General features: G+C 41.5%; 18 protein-coding genes. 15 read left to right on the top strand and 3 right to left on the bottom strand.

What is annotated here, in order from left to right:
• Positions 1 to 58 precede the first annotated feature (58 nt).
• Together AAFN85_RS23230 and AAFN85_RS23235 are read right to left on the bottom strand one after the other, a co-directional pair.
• The gene (locus AAFN85_RS23230) at positions 59 to 247 is read right to left on the bottom strand and encodes a hypothetical protein (RefSeq protein ID WP_347530100.1); all 189 of its coding nucleotides are present in this window, start codon (positions 245 to 247) and stop codon (positions 59 to 61) included.
• A 573-nt stretch (positions 248 to 820) separates the two neighbouring features.
• A complete protein-coding gene (locus tag AAFN85_RS23235; RefSeq protein ID WP_347530102.1) occupies positions 821 to 2,452 on the bottom strand; it encodes a carboxylesterase family protein in 1,632 nt (543 codons plus the stop codon).
• A 134-nt stretch (positions 2,453 to 2,586) separates the two neighbouring features.
• On the opposite strand from AAFN85_RS23235, the gene AAFN85_RS23240 reads away from it, so the two are divergent.
• The 15 genes from AAFN85_RS23240 to AAFN85_RS23310 all read left to right on the top strand — a co-directional run bounded on the left by AAFN85_RS23240 (position 2,587) and on the right by AAFN85_RS23310 (position 19,589).
• Positions 2,587 to 3,336, top strand: coding sequence for an NUDIX domain-containing protein (locus AAFN85_RS23240; protein WP_347530104.1), 750 nt, complete (start codon positions 2,587 to 2,589; stop codon positions 3,334 to 3,336).
• A gap of 168 nt (positions 3,337 to 3,504) precedes the next feature.
• Entirely contained in the window at positions 3,505 to 3,933 is a 429-nt protein-coding gene (locus AAFN85_RS23245; RefSeq protein ID WP_347530106.1) for a VOC family protein, read from the top strand.
• A 65-nt stretch (positions 3,934 to 3,998) separates the two neighbouring features.
• Positions 3,999 to 4,220, top strand: coding sequence for a hypothetical protein (locus tag AAFN85_RS23250; protein ID WP_347530107.1), 222 nt, complete (start codon positions 3,999 to 4,001; stop codon positions 4,218 to 4,220).
• A 66-nt stretch (positions 4,221 to 4,286) separates the two neighbouring features.
• Positions 4,287 to 4,676: a VOC family protein gene (locus AAFN85_RS23255; protein WP_347530109.1), complete on the top strand. Its 390-nt coding sequence runs from the start codon at positions 4,287 to 4,289 to the stop codon at positions 4,674 to 4,676.
• A gap of 413 nt (positions 4,677 to 5,089) precedes the next feature.
• On the top strand, positions 5,090 to 5,476 hold the full coding sequence (locus AAFN85_RS23260) for a response regulator (RefSeq protein WP_347530110.1): 387 nt from the start codon (positions 5,090 to 5,092) through the stop codon (positions 5,474 to 5,476).
• Positions 5,457 to 6,545: a sugar transferase gene (locus AAFN85_RS23265; RefSeq protein ID WP_347530111.1), complete on the top strand. Its 1,089-nt coding sequence runs from the start codon at positions 5,457 to 5,459 to the stop codon at positions 6,543 to 6,545. Before AAFN85_RS23260 ends, AAFN85_RS23265 begins: the two co-directional genes overlap by 20 nt.
• A gap of 8 nt (positions 6,546 to 6,553) precedes the next feature.
• Positions 6,554 to 7,237: a TolC family protein gene (locus tag AAFN85_RS23270; RefSeq protein ID WP_347530112.1), complete on the top strand. Its 684-nt coding sequence runs from the start codon at positions 6,554 to 6,556 to the stop codon at positions 7,235 to 7,237.
• Between the two features lie 3 nt (positions 7,238 to 7,240).
• Complete coding sequence (locus AAFN85_RS23275; protein ID WP_347530113.1) at positions 7,241 to 9,394, top strand: lipopolysaccharide biosynthesis protein; 2,154 nt, start codon at positions 7,241 to 7,243, stop codon at positions 9,392 to 9,394.
• Positions 9,395 to 9,621: 227 nt separating this feature from the next.
• Complete coding sequence (locus AAFN85_RS23280) at positions 9,622 to 11,133, top strand: O-antigen ligase family protein (RefSeq protein WP_347530114.1); 1,512 nt, start codon at positions 9,622 to 9,624, stop codon at positions 11,131 to 11,133.
• Between the two features lie 4 nt (positions 11,134 to 11,137).
• Positions 11,138 to 11,752, top strand: a complete 615-nt coding sequence (locus AAFN85_RS23285) for an acyltransferase (RefSeq protein ID WP_347530115.1) — start codon at positions 11,138 to 11,140, stop codon at positions 11,750 to 11,752.
• 9 nt (positions 11,753 to 11,761) lie between these two features.
• Positions 11,762 to 13,105 (top strand): oligosaccharide flippase family protein, encoded by a 1,344-nt coding sequence (locus AAFN85_RS23290; RefSeq protein WP_347530116.1) that lies wholly within the window; start codon positions 11,762 to 11,764, stop codon positions 13,103 to 13,105.
• Between the two features lie 13 nt (positions 13,106 to 13,118).
• The gene (locus tag AAFN85_RS23295) at positions 13,119 to 14,336 is read left to right on the top strand and encodes a glycosyltransferase (protein ID WP_347530117.1); all 1,218 of its coding nucleotides are present in this window, start codon (positions 13,119 to 13,121) and stop codon (positions 14,334 to 14,336) included.
• A gap of 62 nt (positions 14,337 to 14,398) precedes the next feature.
• Positions 14,399 to 15,622, top strand: coding sequence for a glycosyltransferase family 2 protein (locus tag AAFN85_RS23300; protein WP_347530118.1), 1,224 nt, complete (start codon positions 14,399 to 14,401; stop codon positions 15,620 to 15,622).
• A 69-nt stretch (positions 15,623 to 15,691) separates the two neighbouring features.
• On the top strand, positions 15,692 to 18,346 hold the full coding sequence (locus tag AAFN85_RS23305) for an amino acid adenylation domain-containing protein (protein ID WP_347530119.1): 2,655 nt from the start codon (positions 15,692 to 15,694) through the stop codon (positions 18,344 to 18,346).
• Between the two features lie 100 nt (positions 18,347 to 18,446).
• Positions 18,447 to 19,589 carry an acyltransferase gene (locus AAFN85_RS23310; RefSeq protein WP_347530120.1) on the top strand — a complete coding sequence of 381 codons (1,143 nt, stop codon included), beginning with the start codon at positions 18,447 to 18,449 and terminating at the stop codon, positions 19,587 to 19,589.
• A 9-nt stretch (positions 19,590 to 19,598) separates the two neighbouring features.
• Here AAFN85_RS23310 and AAFN85_RS23315 read toward each other — a convergent pair whose 3' ends face one another.
• Entirely contained in the window at positions 19,599 to 20,147 is a 549-nt protein-coding gene (locus tag AAFN85_RS23315) for a hypothetical protein (protein WP_347530121.1), read from the bottom strand.
• Positions 20,148 to 20,151 lie beyond the last annotated feature (4 nt).

A 20,151-nucleotide genomic window follows, 5' to 3' on the forward strand; every position in this document is an offset into this window, starting at 1 on the left:
TAACGCGTTATAGCGTTATAGCTTTATATCCAAACTCACGCCAATGCCACTTTCCTGGCTATTCATCTGGTAATTGATTGTCATTCTTCCTCCTATCGGTTATTTCTGTTTTTGATTGTTCATCAACAAAAAGTTTTCTGTCTTTGGTTAGCGTGGGGGCCACGCCAAAAATGCCTATGCCGGCCACAGCGAGGATTATAAACACAACAAGCCCGCAAAGCCTGATGAGTTTTTTAAGCTTTTTCATCTGTTAAAATATTGAAATGCGTAACAAGGCAAAGTGCTTAAAGCATTTGCTTTATAAATTGATTATGATAAATGGAAGAGTTAGCTTACCATGAGGTTGGTAAGAAAAAGCGAAGCTTAGATAAGGTCAGCGCCGTCGGCGAGGGTTTGAGGGTAAATTGCCGCGTGATAAAAATGTGCCATTGTATTATTTGCAACCGGTTTAGCAATTTGCTTAACAAGTAGCAACACTTGTTTTGTATGAGTATAACTCAATTTAGCAAAATCATTTACCGGGCGCGTGTTAAACCATCCTTTGTGTGCTGTCGGTTTTGATCTCAACCTATAACAAACCGATTTTACAACCCCACCGATACTTTTAGCAATTAAGGTTGTATTTGGCGTAGCAATTTTAATTGTGGATGGAGATACAAACCCCGAAAACGTAAAAAAGCTCAACACCACCATGGCTGTGAATAGCCATTTAGATAAGATACTTTTTAACGCCTTGATTTTCACACTCTAAAGATACAATAAAAAAGGCCCCTACAAAAAATTGCAGAGGCCAGCCCAAACATCTAAAAAAAAAAGAATCTTACTTCATATAATCCTTATCCAAAAACAGGTAGCGGGCGCGGTCTGTCTCGACCTGTTCCTGGCTTTTTACATCTATATTCATAAACTTCACCTTGTTATTATCGGTAATGGCCGACCATTTTGGCAAGCCCTTACCATTAGGATTGGCGTTTTTAATAAAGTTGGCAAAGTAACTTTCCATCGTTTCCGATACTTTAAAATCTTCGGGCGTCCAGGCGTATGTTTTGTTACCTGTTAAATTACCCATCGCATACTCAATTTCCGAAGCGTGAGATGCGCCAACCGGCGGCGGCATTTTAGGAGCAGGTTTGCTTGCATCGCCTTTTACCACACCACCGGCCAGACCAGGAGTAGCATTGCCCATCGAAGCCACCATTGCCGGGCGAACGCGCGAAAACAGGTAGCGGTACACAGGCTTCCCTCCTGTTTGTACTTGCAGATCGGCCCATTTCCAGGTGCTGTACACGATAAAACGATCGCTGGACAGCGCCGTTGCCGATTTAATTACTTCCTCATCGCTGGCAGCCGGATAAAGCTTCAATGCTTCCTCAGCCTTATCACCATATAATGTGCTCAAAGTTTTCTTATAATTTTCGAGGGTTGGCGCATCGGCGTGCATCAGGAATTGAAACGGCACCTCGGCCGAATTCCAACCAACCAACAGCGGTACTTTAGCCTGCTCGCCAGCCATGAATATTTCGGGCAGCGATTTTGGCAACAGGTGCCCATCAATAGTGGCCGACATTGGCGGGGTTCCCGGTGTAAAGGCATCATCCAATAATTTTTCGGCGGGGATAGCACGCAAGTCGGCCAGCGTATTTGCATTTACTTTGGCGGCAAACTTAACACCGTTTTGCTCTCCATCGGCCAGCGGAATTGGGAAAAGTGTTGGCTTGATACCTGCCCCGCTTTCGCCAATAGCACCGGCTATCAAATTTTTTGATAAGGGTGACGCCATTTGTACCGATACAGAAATTGAACCCGCAGATTCGCCGGCTATCGTAACACGATCCGGATCGCCGCCAAAAGCTGTAATATTTTTCTTTACCCAAAGCAGGGCCATGTTCTGATCAAGATAACCATAGTTACCCGACGAATGATTTGGCGACTCTTTGGTTAATTCCGGATGCGAAAAGAAACCAAATACGCTAAGCCTGTAGTTTACGGTTAAAGTAACAATCCCCTTTTTAGCCATACTTTCGCCATCATAGCGCGATTCAGATCCGTCGCCGGCCATCAGCCCTCCTCCGTAAAAATAAACCAGTACTGGCAGTTTCTCTTGGGATGATTTGGCGGGAGTCCATACGTTAAGATAAAGACAATCTTCACTCATACCAGCCGAGCGGAAACTCATATCTCCAAAAATTGGTTTCTGCATAGGATTATGGCCAAAATGATCAGCTTTTAAAGTGCCCTCCCAGTTTTTGGCTGGTTGAGGTTCTTTCCAACGTAAATCGCCAACGGGTGGCTGGGCAAATGGAATACCTTTAAAACTTACTACTCCCGATGCTTCGCTTGTACCCTCAAGCGCGCCATTCTCAACAGTGGTTTTGTTGGCCGAAAGCTGGGCCATTACCCGCACCGAGGCTATCTGTGCCAGCAACAGCATTACTAAAATTGGTTTCTTCATTATCTGGTTTTGGTTAGTTTGGTTATGATAGATACAAAAGCACTTGTTTATTGTATCAATATGTTACAATAATAAAAATAAAACAACAGCTATCAAATTTTTTTATTTACTTGTGCCTTTATTTTACACAGTAAATGAGCAAAGAGTTTCGCAGGCAGGAAGGCAATGTTGAAGGGATTGGTTTTTTACCAGGCCTGGCCATTGATACCGTTATATTTGGTTTTCATGATAGCCAGCTAAAGGTATTATTGCTTGAGTATAAAAACACCGGGCTATACGCACTACCGGGTGGATTTGTTCATGATGACGAGGATGTAAACCAGGCTGCCCGGCGGGTACTGCAAAGCCGTACTACGCTGAGTAATATTTACCTGGAGCAGTTTTATGTTTTTGGAGATCTCAGTCGGTACGATCCTACTCCGCTTAAAGCCATTATGGAAGCCCGGGGATACATCCCCCCTGCCGATCACTGGCTGCTTAAACGTTTTGTTTCGGTGGGATACTATGCCCTTGTTGATTTCACTAAGGCTATCCCCGCCCCCGACGAGATCTCGGATACCTGCAACTGGTACAGCCTTAACGAATTGCCTGTTTTGATGCAAGACCATCAACAGATCATCAGTAAAGCCCTGCAAACCCTGCAGCGCGACCTCGACCAAAAACTCATTGGCTTTAACCTCATGACCGAGGAGTTTACCATGGGCGATCTGCAATCGCTTTACGAAACCATCCTCAATAAAAAACTCATACGCGCCGCCTTTCAGCGTAAAATGTTAGGCTTGGGAATATTAGAACGCATTGCCAAAAAATGGACTGGTGGCGCGCATAAAGCACCGTATCTGTATCGGTTCATATCAGACAAAACATTTGTTGAAAATAATTAGGGTATAAAACCCATGTTTCTTATTCTCCTATAACTATCTTAGGGATAATTGATGTCGCAATTAACCCCTTAAGATGTCTTAACAGCACCCTCCTATGTGGCTTGCTACGGCTTACTTTTACTCTGAACAATTAACCAATCAATCCATAAATCATAAAAACAAACAGGCATGTTAGTCGTAAATCCTTATTTAAACTTTAACGGTAATACCGAAGAGGCTTTTAACTTTTACAAATCAGTATTTGGCGGCGAGTTTGCCGTGGTAATGCGTTTTAAAGATGGCCCTGAAGCATCGCAAATCCCCGAAGAAGATCAGAACAAGCTAATGCACATAGCGCTCCCACTTGGCCCCGGCAATATGCTGATGGGTACTGATGCACTTGAATCGGCCATGGGTTTGGTAACTATGGGCAGCAATTTTTCGCTAACCATCAGCTGCGAATCAAAAGAAGAGGCAGATAGGTACCACTCCGGCTTATCACAAGATCAGCAAAAAGGCGGCCCTATGAAAGAAGAATTTTGGGGCGATTACTTTGGCTGGGTTACTGATAAATTTGGCATCAGCTGGATGATCTCTTACAATCCAAACCGTCCGTAATATTCTTTTAAGGGATGATGAATAGCTTCATCATCCCTTAAAAATCAAACCTAAAAACCAAACTTATGATAGTAGAAGTTTTTAAAACGAATGTGAACAAGCGCCGCGACGCAAATAAACTGCTTGAGGCCATTCACCAAACATTCCTCAATCACAAGGCAAATTTCGATTTGGATGATTGCGACCGGATCCTGAGGGTGCAGTGCAATGAAGGTACAATTTGCCCCAAAACACTGGTAGCTTTCCTAAACAATTTAGGTTGCCGCGCAGAAGTTTTGCCGGGATAAACCTAATCTAAAGCAAACAATTACCCATCTTGCCGGGTATTTAATTACAGATCAACACCTAAAGTTATGTTAAAAGAGAGCAAAGCATTCAGCGGGTTTTCAGTCAATGATACCGAAGCGGCCAGAACATTTTATGCCGATGTGCTTGGTTTAGATGTAAGCGATGTGCCGGATATGCAGGGTTTGCTCAGGTTAAACATTAGCGGTGGTAGTTCAATTCTCATCTACACTAAACCCAACCATACACCGGCCAGCTTTACCATTCTTAATTTTCCCGTAGCTGATGTAGAACATACGGTTGATGAGTTAACCACACGCGGAGTTAAATTTGAGATATACAACGACGAAAATTTTAAGACAAACGAAAAGGGTATTTTTCTGGGCGGCGGGCCCAAAATAGCTTGGTTCAAAGACGCCGCAGGCAATTTTTTATCTGTTTTAGAAACTCAAAGTTAAATTACCGCAATTTTCACTATTTCATCAACCACAATTTGGGGAATCCCGGCATCCCTACCGGGAATTAATTCCTCGTCAATACAACCTTCCGCTATTAACTTTCTGTTAAAAAAGGATTATTTAGATAACTATTTCCTGTAAAACACGTAAAAAGGGCCATTGAGCCGCTTATCATCGTTTTTTTAGTTTTCGGGAATGTTTATTGCATAAGCTTTAAGCATAAACAAACATAGTTATTGATGTAACTATTTATTTATATTTAGCAGCCAATACAAATTGGCAATAATGCTTAATTACTATTTATTATAATAAATAATTTGAGTATAAAAAATCAATATTACTCTATTACAAACAGAAAAATATATAACAACAATCATAAGCAAACCCCTCTCCCTTAAGTCAAACTATTCAAAATGAAACCAACTTTACTTATTGTTGACGATGACCTGAGTATATTGAAGCTCCTTAACTTCATTCTCTCAAAACATTATGATATCGTAGTTAAAAACAACGGTATTGAGGCTTTTAGCTGGTTGGAAGACGGCAATATGCCAGAACTGATCATGTCAGATCTTCAAATGCCCTACTTTGACGGGCAATCGTTCGTGAAAAATGTAAAGATCAGCGGCTTTTACCGCGACATCCCGGTAATACTGCTTTCGGCCGCTCACGACCTTGATGAACAGGTGAGCAAAATGCCGTTTAAGGTAGATGCCTATATCCACAAGCCCTTTAAACCAGAACAGTTAAAAACAGCCATTAATCAAGTATTAAAAGTTTATGAATCATCAAACAGCTAACTGGAACGAAAGTTCGGGTTCAAATATCAGGATAGCTTACGCCGGTACTGAATTTAAGGATGTTATAGCAGCGGGTTTAAACGACGGTTTTAAGATAGAATATAACGATACAATTGCTCAGCTTAACGATTACCTGGGCGAGCAATCAATTTTATCTGTACCGGATATTATGCTGGTAGAGGTAGATGCAGAAGGCCAATGGGTTAAATTGGTTGAAGAGGTTAAAAGCAGCTTTTTACTTAGCGGTTTGATCATTGTTTTGCTTTCATCGCACAGTGATAAAACTTTAAAGCAAAAGGCAGCGAAGTTAAGGGTCCATGATTTTTATACTGCACCTTTCGCCATTAGTGATATTCGTGAAAGGCTTAACTTTTTGGTTAGGTTTAAACTGATCAAACCTAAATTGCTTGAACTATCAAAAGTGGTTGATACGGCTTATAAAATGCCGGCAGGTAAGCGCTTTATCGATTTGGTAATTTCTGGCGGGATGTTGTTTTTCCTTTCGCCGGTTATGCTGGTTGTGGCTATCATGATCAAGCTTGATTCAAAAGGCCCCGTATTTTATAAAAGTAAACGCGTAGGTACCGGTTACAAGGTGTTTGATTTTTACAAATTCCGTTCGATGCGTACCGATGCTGATCAGTTATTGGCTAAATTATCGCAAGAAAACAACCAGTATGCTGCCGAGGGTGGCGAAAAAACAGCAGCCTTCGTAAAAATTAAAAACGATCCGCGTATTACCAAATTAGGTAACTTTTTACGTAATTCGAGCCTCGACGAGCTGCCTCAATTGTATAACATTTTACGCGGCGACATGTCTGTAGTGGGTAACAGGCCTCTGCCTATTTATGAAGCCGAGATGCTAACCTCTAATGAGTGGTCGATGCGCTTTTTGGGTCCTGCCGGTTTAACTGGCTTGTGGCAGATCAGCAAACGCGGTAAAGAAGATATGTCTGAGCGTGAAAGAAAAAAATTAGACAATTTTTATGCTCAAAAATATTCTGTTTGGTTAGATTTAAAAATTATTGTGGGTACCGTACCTGCTTTATTCCAAAAAGAAAAAGTATAAAACCTATTATGCCTGTGAAAACAAAACTCATTTGTTTATTTATTACTATTACCATATTCTCCGCCCGGTTACACGCGCAGGAGACTTCTTTTATAAAGGATATCAATTACCCATATCTTGAAAAACTGATAGCTACCGCTAAAAAGAATTATCCCGAGGTAAAAGCCAGGCAAAGCCAGGTTGAATCGGCCAAAGGCTTGTATAATTCAACAGTATTTTCATGGCTTGATGGTTTAACGGCATCATATATCTATAGTCCGCAAACATCCATCAATATTTCGCAGCCAACCATATTTAAGGGTTACCAGATTGCTATATCCTTAAATATTGGCCAACTATTTTCAAGGCCGGGCGCTATTAAACAAGCAAAGGAAACTTACAAAGTAGCGCAATTTCAGCAAGCCGAATATATGCTAAGCCTTGAAGCCCAGGTTAAACGTTTCTATTTCGCTTACCTGGAGGCCCAGGCCGAATTGCGTTTAAGGGCTAATGCTGTTATTGACGCCGAGAGCGCAGTTAAACAATTAAAATACGCTTTTCAAAAAGGCGAAACAACTTTTCAGATTTACAACGAGCAACTTAACAGTTTATATAACCAAAACTCTTTTAAAGTACAGGCCGAATTAGCGACATTTACAGCCAAGACAAATTTGGAAGAATTGTTGGGTACTAAATTGGAAGACGTTAAGTAACATATGGAGATAGGCAACTTTTTTAATCTACTAAAAAAACACAGAAATATCATCATCATCGTTCCGTTGGTGTTTGTTATTGTCTCGTTCTTTCTTGTCAAAAACCTGCCCGATGTTTACAATTCGCACGCCGAAATTGCCACGGGTATTATTGATGCTTCGCGCCACCTTTTAGATAAGGATGCTACTGCCAATGTACAGGAGCAGCAGGTTGACCGTGAGTTTAGCAACCTGATAGCCATCATGAAGCTCAAAAAGTTGATCGATCAGGTTTCTTATTCCCTCATGATCCATGATCTGAGTGGAGGCACTCCTTTTCGTAAGCCCAGTAAAGAATTACTGGAGATGCGCCCTTTTGAAAAAGATGCCGCGCTATCAGTTCTTAAAACCAAGTTTGCCAAATTAGAACCTCTTTCCGTTTACGATAAAACCGAAAACAGCATTATAGAATTGCTCAGGTCGATGAAATACGATGAGCGTGGGATAATGAAAGACCTGGTTATAGCCCGCGATGAGAGCAGCGATTTTATTTCTGTTAGTTACGATTCCGAAAACCCGCAGCTTTCGGCTTTTTTGGTTAATACACTATGTAAGCAGTTTATTGATTATTACACCCAAAGTGTAAAGCAAAACGAATCGAACGCGGTAACTTTCCTCTCAAACTTATTAGACTCCAAACGTAAAGCGCTAAGCGAAAAAACCGGCGAGCTACAGCAGTATAAGATTCAGAATGGTGTATTGAACCTTGATGAACAGTCGAAAGCTATTTTTGGTCAGATCATGGTTTATAACGATAAAAAGTTGCAAGCCGATAAAGATGCCATATCATACCAGGGTGCTATCGACGCCATTGAAAGGAAATTCACACCCGATGATCGTAAATACGTTGAGGCTGTAACTAACAAATACAACCAGGCTATCATTGGTACGCAAGAGCAATTGCACATTTTGGAAGATCAGTATGTACGAAGCGGTTTCAACAACAAATACAAAGTTGAACTCGACTCGCTGCAAAACCAATTGGCCAACCAGATCAACCTCTCATCAGATAAATATATCAGCAATCCGCTGGTGGCCAAAGATGATCAGATCAAGCAAAAACTAACTCTTGAGGTATCGCGTGATCTGGCAAAATACAGCGTAAAATCAATTGATGGAGAACTGGCAAACCTTAACGCCAAATTCTCACGCCTGGTACCTTTTGATGCCAAGGTTAAAACGTATGATTTTGATATCGACATTGCCGGTAAAGAATACCTGGATGTATTGAACAAATACAACGAAACCAACTTGCGTTCAAATTTTTCGATAAAATTGATCCAGGTGGAGATTGCCGCACCGGATGTTGCCCAGCCATCTAAAAAGATGTTGCTCATTATCCTGAGTTTTGTGGGTAGCTTCTTTGTTTGTATTTTTTGGTTGTTTGTACTGTTTTATATTGATGATACCATCAAAAACCCAACCGAGCTGGTTAATAAAACCCAGCTTCCGTTATTGGGTTACCTGAACAAAATACAGGGCGAAACCCTTGATTTAAAGAAGCTTTGGGATGTTGAGCATCGCGATAAAATGAAAACCTTTAAAGAGTTACTACGCTCAATCAGGTTTGAAATTGACCAGGAGCTTCACGGCGAAAGAGTTTTGGCCATAACCAGTATCGAACCTACCGAAGGTAAAACGCTGTTGGCCATCAGCCTGGCTTACTCCTACTCCATGATCAATAAAAAGGTGTTGTTGATTGACGGTAACTTTAACCATCCAACCATCAGCAATACGGCGCAGCCCCAGGTTTATGTTGAAGACTTTTTTAAAAGTTCGGCATACGGGCAGGAGATCAGCAGCAGTAATACCACTATTTTGGGTAATCGCGGTAGTGATGTAACCCTGCTTGAAATTGGGGATGAAGCTTTTGCTAAAAACCGTTTCGACGAGCTAAGAACAAAATATGATGTGATCATTATTGATACAGCTCCTTTAACTGCGCTCAACAAATCAAAAGAGTGGATGCTGTTTAGCAACAAAACCATCGCGGTATTTGAGTCCAATAAAAAGATCAACAATATACAAAAGCAACATATAGCCTATTTAAAGGGACTTGAAGGCAAGTTTGCAGGCTGGGTGCTTAACAAAACTGATTATAACAATCAGCATAAATAAAAACGCCTGTGGTTTAAACGGTGCATTTTTTAATGCACCGGCTCACGTTAAATATATTTAAAATGAGATTCAACCCTCCTGAAATTGAAAAAGATCCGTTTGAGCATTTAACTCCTTTGCAAAAAAAAACGCGTAAGGCAACCATATGGTTCGCTTTTATCGGCGTTTTTGTGTGGGCTGTAAAAATCTTATTCCTGTAATTATACTAAGCAGTACTCATCTACTTTATGCGAATTGAACCAACAGGCGATACAAAACTTAAATCCAGCTTTTGGAAAGATCTGCTGGTGCAAAAGTTTTCGCATCCTTTTGTGTTACTGATTTTGTTGATCAGTTGCTTCGCTGTCAGCTTTTTAACTTACAAACTACAATTTATAGGCTTTGGCGCTGTACTGGTATTAACTATTGGTTTGCCTATAGTATTTGCCATAACCGTTTACCCTGAATTTGGTATTTGCGTACTTATCGTAGCATCCTTCTTTATCAGTTACGCATCCGAATTTGTGCCGGAAGAGGCACCGATAGGTTTGATAATGGACGTTACTACCTATTTACTTATCCTCGGCTTTTTTATAAAGCAACGAACTGAAAGGAATTGGACCTATTTTAAAAACCCTGTCAGTTATATGATATTGGTTTGGCTGAGTTTCAATTTGCTTGAGTTTGTGAACCCTGCCGCCGAATCGCGCCTGGCCTGGGTTTACACTGTGCGTGCATTCGGTTTCATTATGCTGATGTACTATGTTTTTGTGTACCAGATCCGCACCGTAAAATTTATCAAGACAATATTGAAGCTCTGGCTTTTTCTGGATGTACTGGCGGGTATATCGGCCTTTCAGCAAGAAAACTTTGGTTTTTTTCCATTCGAGCATAAGTATCTGTACTCCGACCCGCTACGGGTTAGCCTGCTGTTTATTAACGGGCACATGCGTAAGTTTGGCATTTTTTCAGATCCGGTTACGTTTTCATACAACATGGTTATCGGTGCTTTGATGTGTATTGTGTTTATGATGGGGAACCTCCCAACCAAAAAGAAAGTTATTTTGGGTTTTACCGCCGCCTTCTTTTTGTATGTGATGCTTTACTCGGGTACCAGGGCCGCTTATGTATTGATACCTGGCGCTTTATCCATGTTGGCGGTTATCAATTTTAATAAAAGGGTGCTGATCTCTACACTTATTGCAGGCGCAATGCTCGGCGTTTTGATTGTGATGCCGACCTCTAACCCACTTATTAAACGATTCCAAACGGCATTCAATCCTTCGGATGATCCATCATATAACGTACGTGCAGAGAATCAAAAGAAAATAAAGCCGTTCATTCTGTCGCATCCTATTGGCGGCGGTTTAGGCTCGGTAGGTGTTTGGGGGCGCCGCTTTTCACCAAATTCAATGCTGGCCAAATTCCCGCCGGATAGTGGTTACGTACGTGTTGCGGTAGAGATGGGTTGGTTAGGTTTGATCCTATTCTGTACTCACTTTTTCATCATACTTAAAACGGGGATCAACTTTTACTTCAGCGTGAAAAACCCCGAACTAAAAAATTACTGTTTGGCCATGGTGCTCATTCTTTTTGCCTTTAATATTGGCAACTTTCCGCAGCAGGCTATCGTTCAATACCCATCAAACATATTGTTTTACCTGGCCATATCTATAATGGTGGTTTGCAAGCGATTGGATGATCAGGAACAGGAAAAACTACAACAACAAAACACAGCCCAAGCTACAATAACTAACTAAGCCGATGTCGATAGTATCATCTATAAAATCAAACCCCAAGCTTAAAAAACTGGTGCATTGGATGCTGATCCCAACCGGGCAATCGCGCCCGCGGCTTTGGGTAAGGCTTATCCTGAACCGCTTTTTTCACCACCGGGGCAAAGGCAGCGTAGTTAGGTTTAATTCACGAATGGATCTGTTCCCTTTCAATAAATTTTCGTTAGGGGCTAAAAGCATTGTAGAAGATTTCGCGGTGATCAATAACGGCGTAGGCGATGTTTTTATTGGCGAAGGAACCGGCATTGGCATTGGTAACGTGGTAATAGGCCCGGTTAAAATAGGCAATTTCAGCATGACAGCCCAACATGTGGTAATATCCGGGTTGAACCATGGTTACCAGGACGTGAGTATTTCGCCTCGCCATCAAAAAGTAACCACCAAACAAATCACCATTGATGATAATGTTTGGATAGGTGCTAACTGTACCGTAACTGCCGGTGTGACAATCGGTAAGCACTCGGTAATTGGCGCCGGAAGTGTGGTTACACGTGATATCCCACCATACTCGGTAGCTGTAGGCAATCCAGCTAAAGTAATTAAACAGTATAATTTCACAACACAAACCTGGGAAAAAGCGTAAAAGCCAGCTATGAGTTTATTTAAAAAGTTAATAAACAAACACACGCTTTCATTGGCCACCAACGCGGTTTTGCCGGTGTTGGGCATGGTGATCCTATCGTTGCTTGCTCACCGGTTAAGTAAAGAGGCTTTTGGTAATTATGTATTCTTCCTGATCATTTTTACGCTGGCCGATACCTTCCGTACAGGTTTCCTGCAAACATCACTCATCAAATTTTACTCTGGCTCAACGCCCGAGCGGATGCACAATATTTCCGGCTCTACATGGTATTTGGGGGCTATCATCACTACTGCATTCGCTGTAGTTAACCTTTTGATCTATTTGGTTTATCCGGGTACCGATCCTGATATCGTGATCACCTTAAAATGGTTCAGCCTTATCTATTTCTGCACCCTCCCATCGGCAGTAAGCTTATGGATATTACAAGCCGAAGAACGCTTTGATAAGATGTTCATTTTGCAACTGATGAACCAGGGCGGCTTCCTGATTTTGGTGGTGATACTTGCTTTTATGGGGCGTTCCGATTTTAACACAACCATTTACTCGTACTTTGCGGCCAATCTGCTTAGCAGTATTATCTGCATTATAATAGGCTGGGCCAAGGTTAAAACCATCGCCGGTAAAAGCTGGGCTACCATTAAAGAGATGGCACATTTTGGTAAGTACAGTGTAGGTACATCCATAAGCTCCTATTTGCTACGTAGCTCGGATACGCTCATCGTAAAACCGATGTTTAGTCCGGATCTTTTAGCGGTTTATTATATCCCGCAAAGGTTGATGGAGATCTTCGAGATCCCGTTGAGGGCTTTTATCTCAACTGCGCTCCCCGCCATGTCGGCAGCGGTACAGCGTGACGATAAAAAGCATGTTACCTACATCATGAAAAAATATGCTGGCATGCTTACCATGGCGCTCACTCCTATCGCTATTATTTGTTTTGCAGCTGCTGATATCATTATCGGGATCATATTCGGTGCTAAATATTACCATTCAGATGCCGGTAACATCTTTCGCATTTTTATGTGCTATGTGATGCTATTGCCTATCGATAGGTTTTTTGGCATTACGCTGGATATCATAGGGAAACCGCAGCTGAACATGATCAAGGTGTTTATCATGCTAACAGTTAACGTTATCGGCGATTTTACGGGCATCTTTGTATTCCATAGCTTGTACGCTGTGGCAGTCGCTTCAATTTTCACCTTCTTCTCCGGTGCTATATTTGGCTACTGGGCACTTAAAAAACACCTGCAATTTAAAATATCCGACATTTTTGTTTTAGGCTATATCGAACTGAAAGAATTGATCGGTATTGTAATGCAAAAAATTAAAGGGAAACCGCTAACAGAATAACATACTACTACCTATGGAGCTTAAGAACCGGCATATCGTTATTTTCTCGCAAATGCAGTTTGATAGCCGACTCGAATCTACAAACTACACCATGGCCAAGCATTTGGCTAAGGATAACTACGTGTACTATGTTGATAGGCCGTACACCTGGAAGGATTATATTCAGTTTAAAGATACTCCAGGGTATAAGGCCCGTAAGCCACATTTTTTCTCGTCTACAGATAGTTTTATCCAAACGGAGATCCCTAATTTAAAGATCATCATTTCGCCGCCTGTACCATCCATTAACTCATTGCCCGAGGGTAAAATATACCGCGTGGCGCTAAAAGTTAACGAATGGATAGTAGCCAACAGGCTAAACAAGGTGATCAAAAACCTTGGCATTACCGATTATATTTTCATCAACTCTTACGCTTTTTACTATCCTACTATGCACCGGTTGCTTAAACTGCAACCATTATTAAAGGTGTACCATTGCGTTGATCCATTAATTGAAGAATACCAAACCCGCCACGGCCTGATCTCCGAAGATATTTTGGTGAAGGATATGGATATGGTGATCTGTACCAGTAAGGAGCTGAGCAATATTAAAGGCAAGCTTAACCCTAACTCCTACTTTGTACCCAATGCGGCCAACATCAGTCATAGCCAAAAGGCGCTTGATCCTTTGCTTCCTGAAGCAGAGATCCTTTCAGATGTTCAAAAACCTATCATAGGCTACTTCGGCAATATCGAACGCAGGATCGACTATGAGTTACTCATTAATTTATTAAAACAGAACCCAGATAAAAACTTTGTTTTTGTTGGCCCCGTAGATATAGATTATGAGAATAACCCGGCGTTTGATGCACCCAATATTTTCAAAAAAGGATCGGTACCATATGATCAGCTTCCGGCGGTATTAAAAGGTTTTGATGTGGCTATCATTCCGTTTAAAAAGGACGATGTAAGCAGCTCCATATTCCCGCTTAAGCTGTTTGAATATTTAGGCTCGGGCCGACCGGTTGTGATAAGCGATTTTAACGCTGATTTGGAGGAGTTTACAGGCGATACGGTACACATTTGCAAAAACGCGGATGAGTTCACTGCCGCCATTAACCTATCGTTAAATGACACGCCCTGGCTGCAACAAAAAAGATTAGCTGTGGCATCACAAAATACCTGGGAACACCGTATAACAGAAATAAAAAACCTGCTGGCAACAAATTTGAATAATAAGCAGAAAGGTTAATCAGCAAATAAAGCTGCCTTTTTACTAATAATTAACAAAACAGGGTTTTATCATCACAACGCATGGAAATCATTAAACTTTTGGCATCAATAGTGGCAATTGTACTTTTTATATACCTTGGGGTATATAGCTTGTACTTATTTGTGTTCTCGGTATTGGGGAAATTAATTCCCATTAAGCAACCTCCGGTAGCAACAAAGCTCAGTAATTTTATCCTTTACATCTGTGCTTATAAAGAAGATGAAATTATTTTAAACTCGGCCGCTGCTGCCCTCACTATCGATTACCCGAAAGATAAATTCCATGTTTGCGTAATTGCCGATTCGCTTAAACCTGAAACCATCGCCAAACTAAAAGAGATGCCTCTGCAAGTGGTGGAAGTTGTTTTTGAAACCAGCACTAAATCAAAAGCCCTGAATAAAGCTATTGAGAATACTGCCGCTGGCTTTGATGTAGCCGTTGTTTTTGATATTGATAACATTGCCGCGCCAGATTATCTGTACGAGTTAAACAATTACATGCAAGCCGGTAATAAAGTAGTGCAAGGCCATCGCGTAGCAAAAAACTCAAACACGCAGGTAGCAGTACTTGACGCTGTAAGTGAAGAGGTTAACAATCATATTTTCAGGAAATCGCAGCAGTTGTTCAAGTTTTCGGCAGCTATTATTGGTTCGGGAATGGCGCTGGAGTATCAACTATTCGTTAACGTAATGTCGAGGATTGATGCTGTTGGCGGCTTTGATAAAGAGATGGGCCTGCTCCTTACAAAGGATAAGATCCATGTTGCTTATGCCGAAAAAGCATACATCTACGACGAAAAAGTAAGTAACCCTGCCGTGTTCGAAAAGCAGCGCAAACGTTGGCTTTCGGCTCAATTTAACCTGCTTAAAAAATACGGAGCCACCGCCCCTGCCCAGTTTTTCCGCGGTAATTTTGATTATGTGAACGAGATCTATCAAATGGCTATCCTGCCTCGTGTACTGATGCTGGGTTTGATGCCGGTGATGCTGTTCATCTCATTTTTAACGCCGGGCATCGGTCCCGATTGGCATTTGTGGTTGTACGCTACCATTGCCTGCTATCTTGGTATTATTGTTGCCATACCAACATCGTTCTATAACGGAAAACTTTTAGAGGCCATGCTTAAGCTGCCCCTTATTTTTATTACCATGTTCCTGCTCCTGTTTAAATTGAAGGGTGCCAACAAAAAGTTTATCCACACACCGCATGATCACGCCGCTCAAGACACAGTGCCCGAGCAAGTGAAAGATCAGGCAAGTGTGTAATTGATAACAAACGGTAATAAAAATTAACAATCAACCCAACCAGCAATTAACAGCTAACGAAAATTACTTATGGATGCCCCTTTAAATACCGATGCAATAAACGCTTTAAATGATACAGCTGTAGCATATCCAAAAGAGAAAGCACTGATCCATTTAACCGCGACAGCAGCCGAACAGTTTCCAGATAAAATTGCCCTTAAGTTTCATGATAGGGTATTTACATATAAAGCTTTAAACGATGCCGCCAACAAACTTGCCGGTTACCTGGTAGATCAGGGCCTTAAACGCGGCGATGTTGCCGGTGTAGCGCTCGACCGCTCGCCCGAGATGGTGATCTCCCTGCTGGCAGTTATGAAAACCGGTGCAGCTTACGTCCCACTTGATCCCGATTACCCGAAGGACCGTATCGAGTTTATGCTGGAAGATTCATCGGCAAAAATTTTGATCACATCCGAAAAATATCATAACCACTTCGCAGCAAATGCTCAAGAGGTTTTAATTGAAGAGGCTTTACAGAAATTTCCCGATTATCCGGCCGTAGCACCCGAAAGCGGTGTTATTGGCGAAGATCTGGCCTATATACTTTATACATCGGGTTCTACAGGCAAACCTAAGGGTGTACAGATCCGCCATTTCAGCCTGATCAACTTTTTGTTAAGCTGTCAACAATCACGACCAGGTTTAACATCGGCAGATAAAGTACTTGCTGTAACAACCATATCATTCGATATCGCCGGCCTTGACCTGTATTTACCATTAATAACCGGTGCCGAATTATTACTTGCCGATTCGGCAACTGCTAAGGATGGTCGCGCGTTGCTTGATTTGGTAAAAGCCGAAAATGTATCTGTAATGCAGGCTACGCCTTTTACCTGGCGTATGATGCTGGCATCGGGCTGGGATAGCAAATTAGATTTAAAGGTTTATTGCGGCGGAGAGGCTTTCCCTAAAGATCTGGCTGCTCAATTATTGCCTAAAACCAGCGAGATCTGGAATTTGTACGGCCCTACCGAAACAACTATATATTCCACCATTAAACAAATTACCAACGAAGAAGACATTACCATCGGTACCCCTGTAGCTAATACCCAGATCTATATTGTAGATGAGCAAGGGAATAATTTAACCGATGGCTCTATCGGCGAGATTTTTATTGGCGGTGATGGTGTAGCTGTAGGTTATTTAAACCGCGAAGAATTATCAGCAGACCGCTTTGTAAAAGATACTTTTTCGGGAGTTGAAGGAGCCCGTGTGTACCGCACCGGCGATTTGGGCAAGATAAGACAAGATGGCGAGATAGTTTGCCTTGGCCGTATTGACCACCAGGTTAAGGTGCGTGGTTACCGTATCGAACTGGAAGAAATTGAGCAAAACCTGTTAAAGCAGGATAATGTTAAACAGGCCGTAGTTATAGCCCGTGAAGATACTCCCGGCATGCCGCGTTTGGTTGCTTACGTGATTACACCTGAAGTAAAAGAAGGCATCGACCTTAAAAACCAATTTGATGCATGGCAAAAAGGGTTGCTTGAAGTGCTACCCGAATACATGGTACCGGATGATTTTGTGGTGATGGAAGCTATCCCTATCACTCCAAACGGAAAGATAGACCGCAAAGCATTACCAAAACCCGATTACAACATTATTTACCGCGAAGGAGAGTTTGTTGAGCCGGGAACCGATAACGAGAAACTGGTTGCTAAGATCTGGCAACAAAACATGGGTATTGAGAAGATCAGTATCCTCGATAATTTCTTCGAACTGGGTGGCCGATCATTAGTTGCCGTGAAAATCATGGCTGCTATTGAGCAGGAAACAGGCAAACGTTTGCCATTGGCTACATTATTTGAGCATGCCACTATCCAAAAACTGGCTAAAAGGCTTGAAGGCGATGAGGTGATCAGCTGGGAATCGTTAGTACCTATTAAGCCAGATGGTAGCAAAATGCCTTTATATATTGTGCATGGTGCAGGCTTAAACGTATTGTTGTTTAACGCTCTTGCGATGAACATGGATACTGAGCAACCGGTTTACGGTTTACAAGCCCGCGGCCTTAACGGTATCGACGAGCCACTTGATGTAATGGAAGAAATAGCAGCCAATTACATTGCCGAAATTGTAGCTAAAAATCCCGAAGGCCCTTACGCCCTCGCAGGTTACTCTTTAGGTGGTATAATTGCTTACGAAATGGCTAATCAGCTAATTGCGGCTGGTAAAGAAGTGAAAATGGTAGCCATGTTTGATACTTATGCCGAGCGATCAAATATAAACGACAGTGCGGCTAAGAAAGCTGTTGGCAAAGCGGTACTAAGCACCAAAAAGCTATTGCACAGTTTTGTATTGTTGGCAGAAGACCCTAAACGCACCATCGAATACAAAGGCCTGATGCTTAAACGCCAGCTGATTAAAACCTACTGGAAGCTGTTTAAAAAAGGCGAAAAGAGAGAAGGTTTCTTTGCCTACGATAACGAGATTGATGAGGCAAGCGAAAAAGCATTACGTAACTACGTTTTAAAACCGCTTGATATTACCCTCGATTTGTTCCGCGCTAAAAAACGCACCTTTTACATGGAAGATTTTGAGTTTTTAGGCTGGACTCCTTTCGCTAAAAAAGGGGTTAACGTTCATGAGATTCCGGGCGAGCATAATACCATCTTTGCACCACCGAATGATAAAGAATTTGCTGATGTCCTGCAGAAGTGCCTTGATCGTGTAGCGGCAAAATAGCCAATATATTTTATTTAATATTTAGTTAAAGAAACAGTATAAACATGCCGGGCGTACTAAAACTTTAAGCTATATTTAGCTTAGAGCCGCCATGTTAACTATGGAGAAAACTACCGAAAAAGATGCTACCCCTAAAGGCAAAGCAAAAGTTTATTTCGCCAATTTAAATGGCGTAAGGGCTATTGCTGCCTTAATGGTGGTGATATCACATATCGAGCTGCATAAAGTTGATTTTCAGTTAACGCGAATCCCTTACATTAACATACTGAATTTTGGAAGGGCTGGCGTAACTATCTTCTTTTCACTAAGCGGTTTTTTGATCTCCTATTTACTGCTGGAAGAGAAACGCAATTTTTCGGCAGTAAACTTTAAGGATTTCTACATAAGGCGCATGCTTCGCATCTGGCCGCTGTATTTTTTGCTGGTTGCTATTGGTTTTTTTGTTTATCCCCGGCATGGTTCATCTACAGCGCTTTGGCTATCTGTATTTTTTTTACCCAACCTGGCATTTTGCCTCAGAATGCTACCTGACATATTCAACCCAATATGGTCGATAGGTACAGAAGAGCAGTTTTATATTTTTCATCCCCATTTTTTCAGGATAAAAAAAACTAAAAATATACTTTACGTCTTAGGTGCATTTATCCTTTTAATATGGTCGATACAATTGAGTATGCATCTGCTTAAACACACTGATATTATCTGGGAACTTTTTAGTCAGTTTTTTTACTACGCCAGGTTTGATAATATGATGATTGGTGCCGCGGTAGCCGTGCTATTTCATAATACAAAACATCCAACTTTTAAATTCAAGGCGCAAACATTATTCAATTGGTTGTTTAAACGTAATATCCAGGTGATACTTTATATTTTGCTTGTTGGCTATATATACGCCTACCTTCGTTACGACATTGGGCATGGCGATATACCATTGGCCATTCTTTCATCATTGGCTATAGTTAACCTTTGCCAATCTGATACAAGTATATTAACCATAAAAAGTAAAAAGCTCGATTACATAGGCCAGATCTCGTACGGCATTTACCTGCTGCATAAATATCCCTTGTTTTTAATACTGTACCTGGTACATACTTACATGCCGGGGGGTAATATACTGATTCAAAACGTAGTGATTTACGTAGCTACTATTTCATGCGCTATTGGGGTAGCTTCCCTCTCCTATTTTGGGTATGAAAAACCTTTCCTTAATATTAAAAAGCGTTTCCAAAAGATAACCCAGTAGGCTACCGCCTTAGTTACCGAGTTGAATGATAGAAGTAAAGTTATTGGCCCCTGTTTCAGGCTTGTATTCGTAATTGAACATATCACTGGCCCTGGTAATGATCATTAGGCCATAATGTTCGTTAAGGCCATTTATTACTTCGCGGTCAACATATTGCAGGTCAATATCCTCGGTGTAAAACTCCAGCTTATTGCTGCTTTTAAGCCGCCCTTTCAATGTGCCGAAATCATCGCCGTATACGGCTATCTCACTTTTGTCCAGCAACTCGACAGGGAGAGGCCATTTTAATAAGTCATGCCGGGTTTTTATTTGCAGGGGTAATCCTTTATCGAGTTTTTTCAGCAGGAGTTGATTGTTTTTTAAAGAAACCTCGATATGGGTAACATGATCGCTATGATGTTTAAGCGAGTTGGTAAGCAGTTCGATAAGGATAGTTCTGATCCTGAAACTCAGATCATCATCAATAAACCGCGCTGCTATACTTTTAATATAGTCGGTAATTTGAAGGGTTAATGGATAGATCCCTTCGGTTTCGTTATTAAAAATAAACTTTTTCAAGGTT

The organism is Mucilaginibacter sp. CAU 1740, assembly GCF_039839285.1.
In the GTDB taxonomy this organism is placed as follows: domain Bacteria; phylum Bacteroidota; class Bacteroidia; order Sphingobacteriales; family Sphingobacteriaceae; genus Mucilaginibacter.

Coding starts and splice junctions, on each gene's coding strand:
- AAFN85_RS23295 (WP_347530117.1), top strand. CDS start 13,119: ATGGAGCTTAAGAACCGGCATATCGTTATTTTCTCGCAAATGCAGTTT.
- AAFN85_RS23305 (WP_347530119.1), top strand. CDS start 15,692: ATGGATGCCCCTTTAAATACCGATGCAATAAACGCTTTAAATGATACA.
- AAFN85_RS23260 (WP_347530110.1), top strand. CDS start 5,090: ATGAAACCAACTTTACTTATTGTTGACGATGACCTGAGTATATTGAAG.
- AAFN85_RS23275 (WP_347530113.1), top strand. CDS start 7,241: ATGGAGATAGGCAACTTTTTTAATCTACTAAAAAAACACAGAAATATC.
- AAFN85_RS23285 (WP_347530115.1), top strand. CDS start 11,138: ATGTCGATAGTATCATCTATAAAATCAAACCCCAAGCTTAAAAAACTG.
- AAFN85_RS23235 (WP_347530102.1), bottom strand. CDS start 2,452: ATGAAGAAACCAATTTTAGTAATGCTGTTGCTGGCACAGATAGCCTCG.
- AAFN85_RS23255 (WP_347530109.1), top strand. CDS start 4,287: ATGTTAAAAGAGAGCAAAGCATTCAGCGGGTTTTCAGTCAATGATACC.
- AAFN85_RS23270 (WP_347530112.1), top strand. CDS start 6,554: ATGCCTGTGAAAACAAAACTCATTTGTTTATTTATTACTATTACCATA.
- AAFN85_RS23290 (WP_347530116.1), top strand. CDS start 11,762: ATGAGTTTATTTAAAAAGTTAATAAACAAACACACGCTTTCATTGGCC.
- AAFN85_RS23245 (WP_347530106.1), top strand. CDS start 3,505: ATGTTAGTCGTAAATCCTTATTTAAACTTTAACGGTAATACCGAAGAG.
- AAFN85_RS23250 (WP_347530107.1), top strand. CDS start 3,999: ATGATAGTAGAAGTTTTTAAAACGAATGTGAACAAGCGCCGCGACGCA.
- AAFN85_RS23265 (WP_347530111.1), top strand. CDS start 5,457: ATGAATCATCAAACAGCTAACTGGAACGAAAGTTCGGGTTCAAATATC.
- AAFN85_RS23230 (WP_347530100.1), bottom strand. CDS start 247: ATGAAAAAGCTTAAAAAACTCATCAGGCTTTGCGGGCTTGTTGTGTTT.
- AAFN85_RS23310 (WP_347530120.1), top strand. CDS start 18,447: ATGGAGAAAACTACCGAAAAAGATGCTACCCCTAAAGGCAAAGCAAAA.
- AAFN85_RS23300 (WP_347530118.1), top strand. CDS start 14,399: ATGGAAATCATTAAACTTTTGGCATCAATAGTGGCAATTGTACTTTTT.
- AAFN85_RS23240 (WP_347530104.1), top strand. CDS start 2,587: ATGAGCAAAGAGTTTCGCAGGCAGGAAGGCAATGTTGAAGGGATTGGT.
- AAFN85_RS23280 (WP_347530114.1), top strand. CDS start 9,622: ATGCGAATTGAACCAACAGGCGATACAAAACTTAAATCCAGCTTTTGG.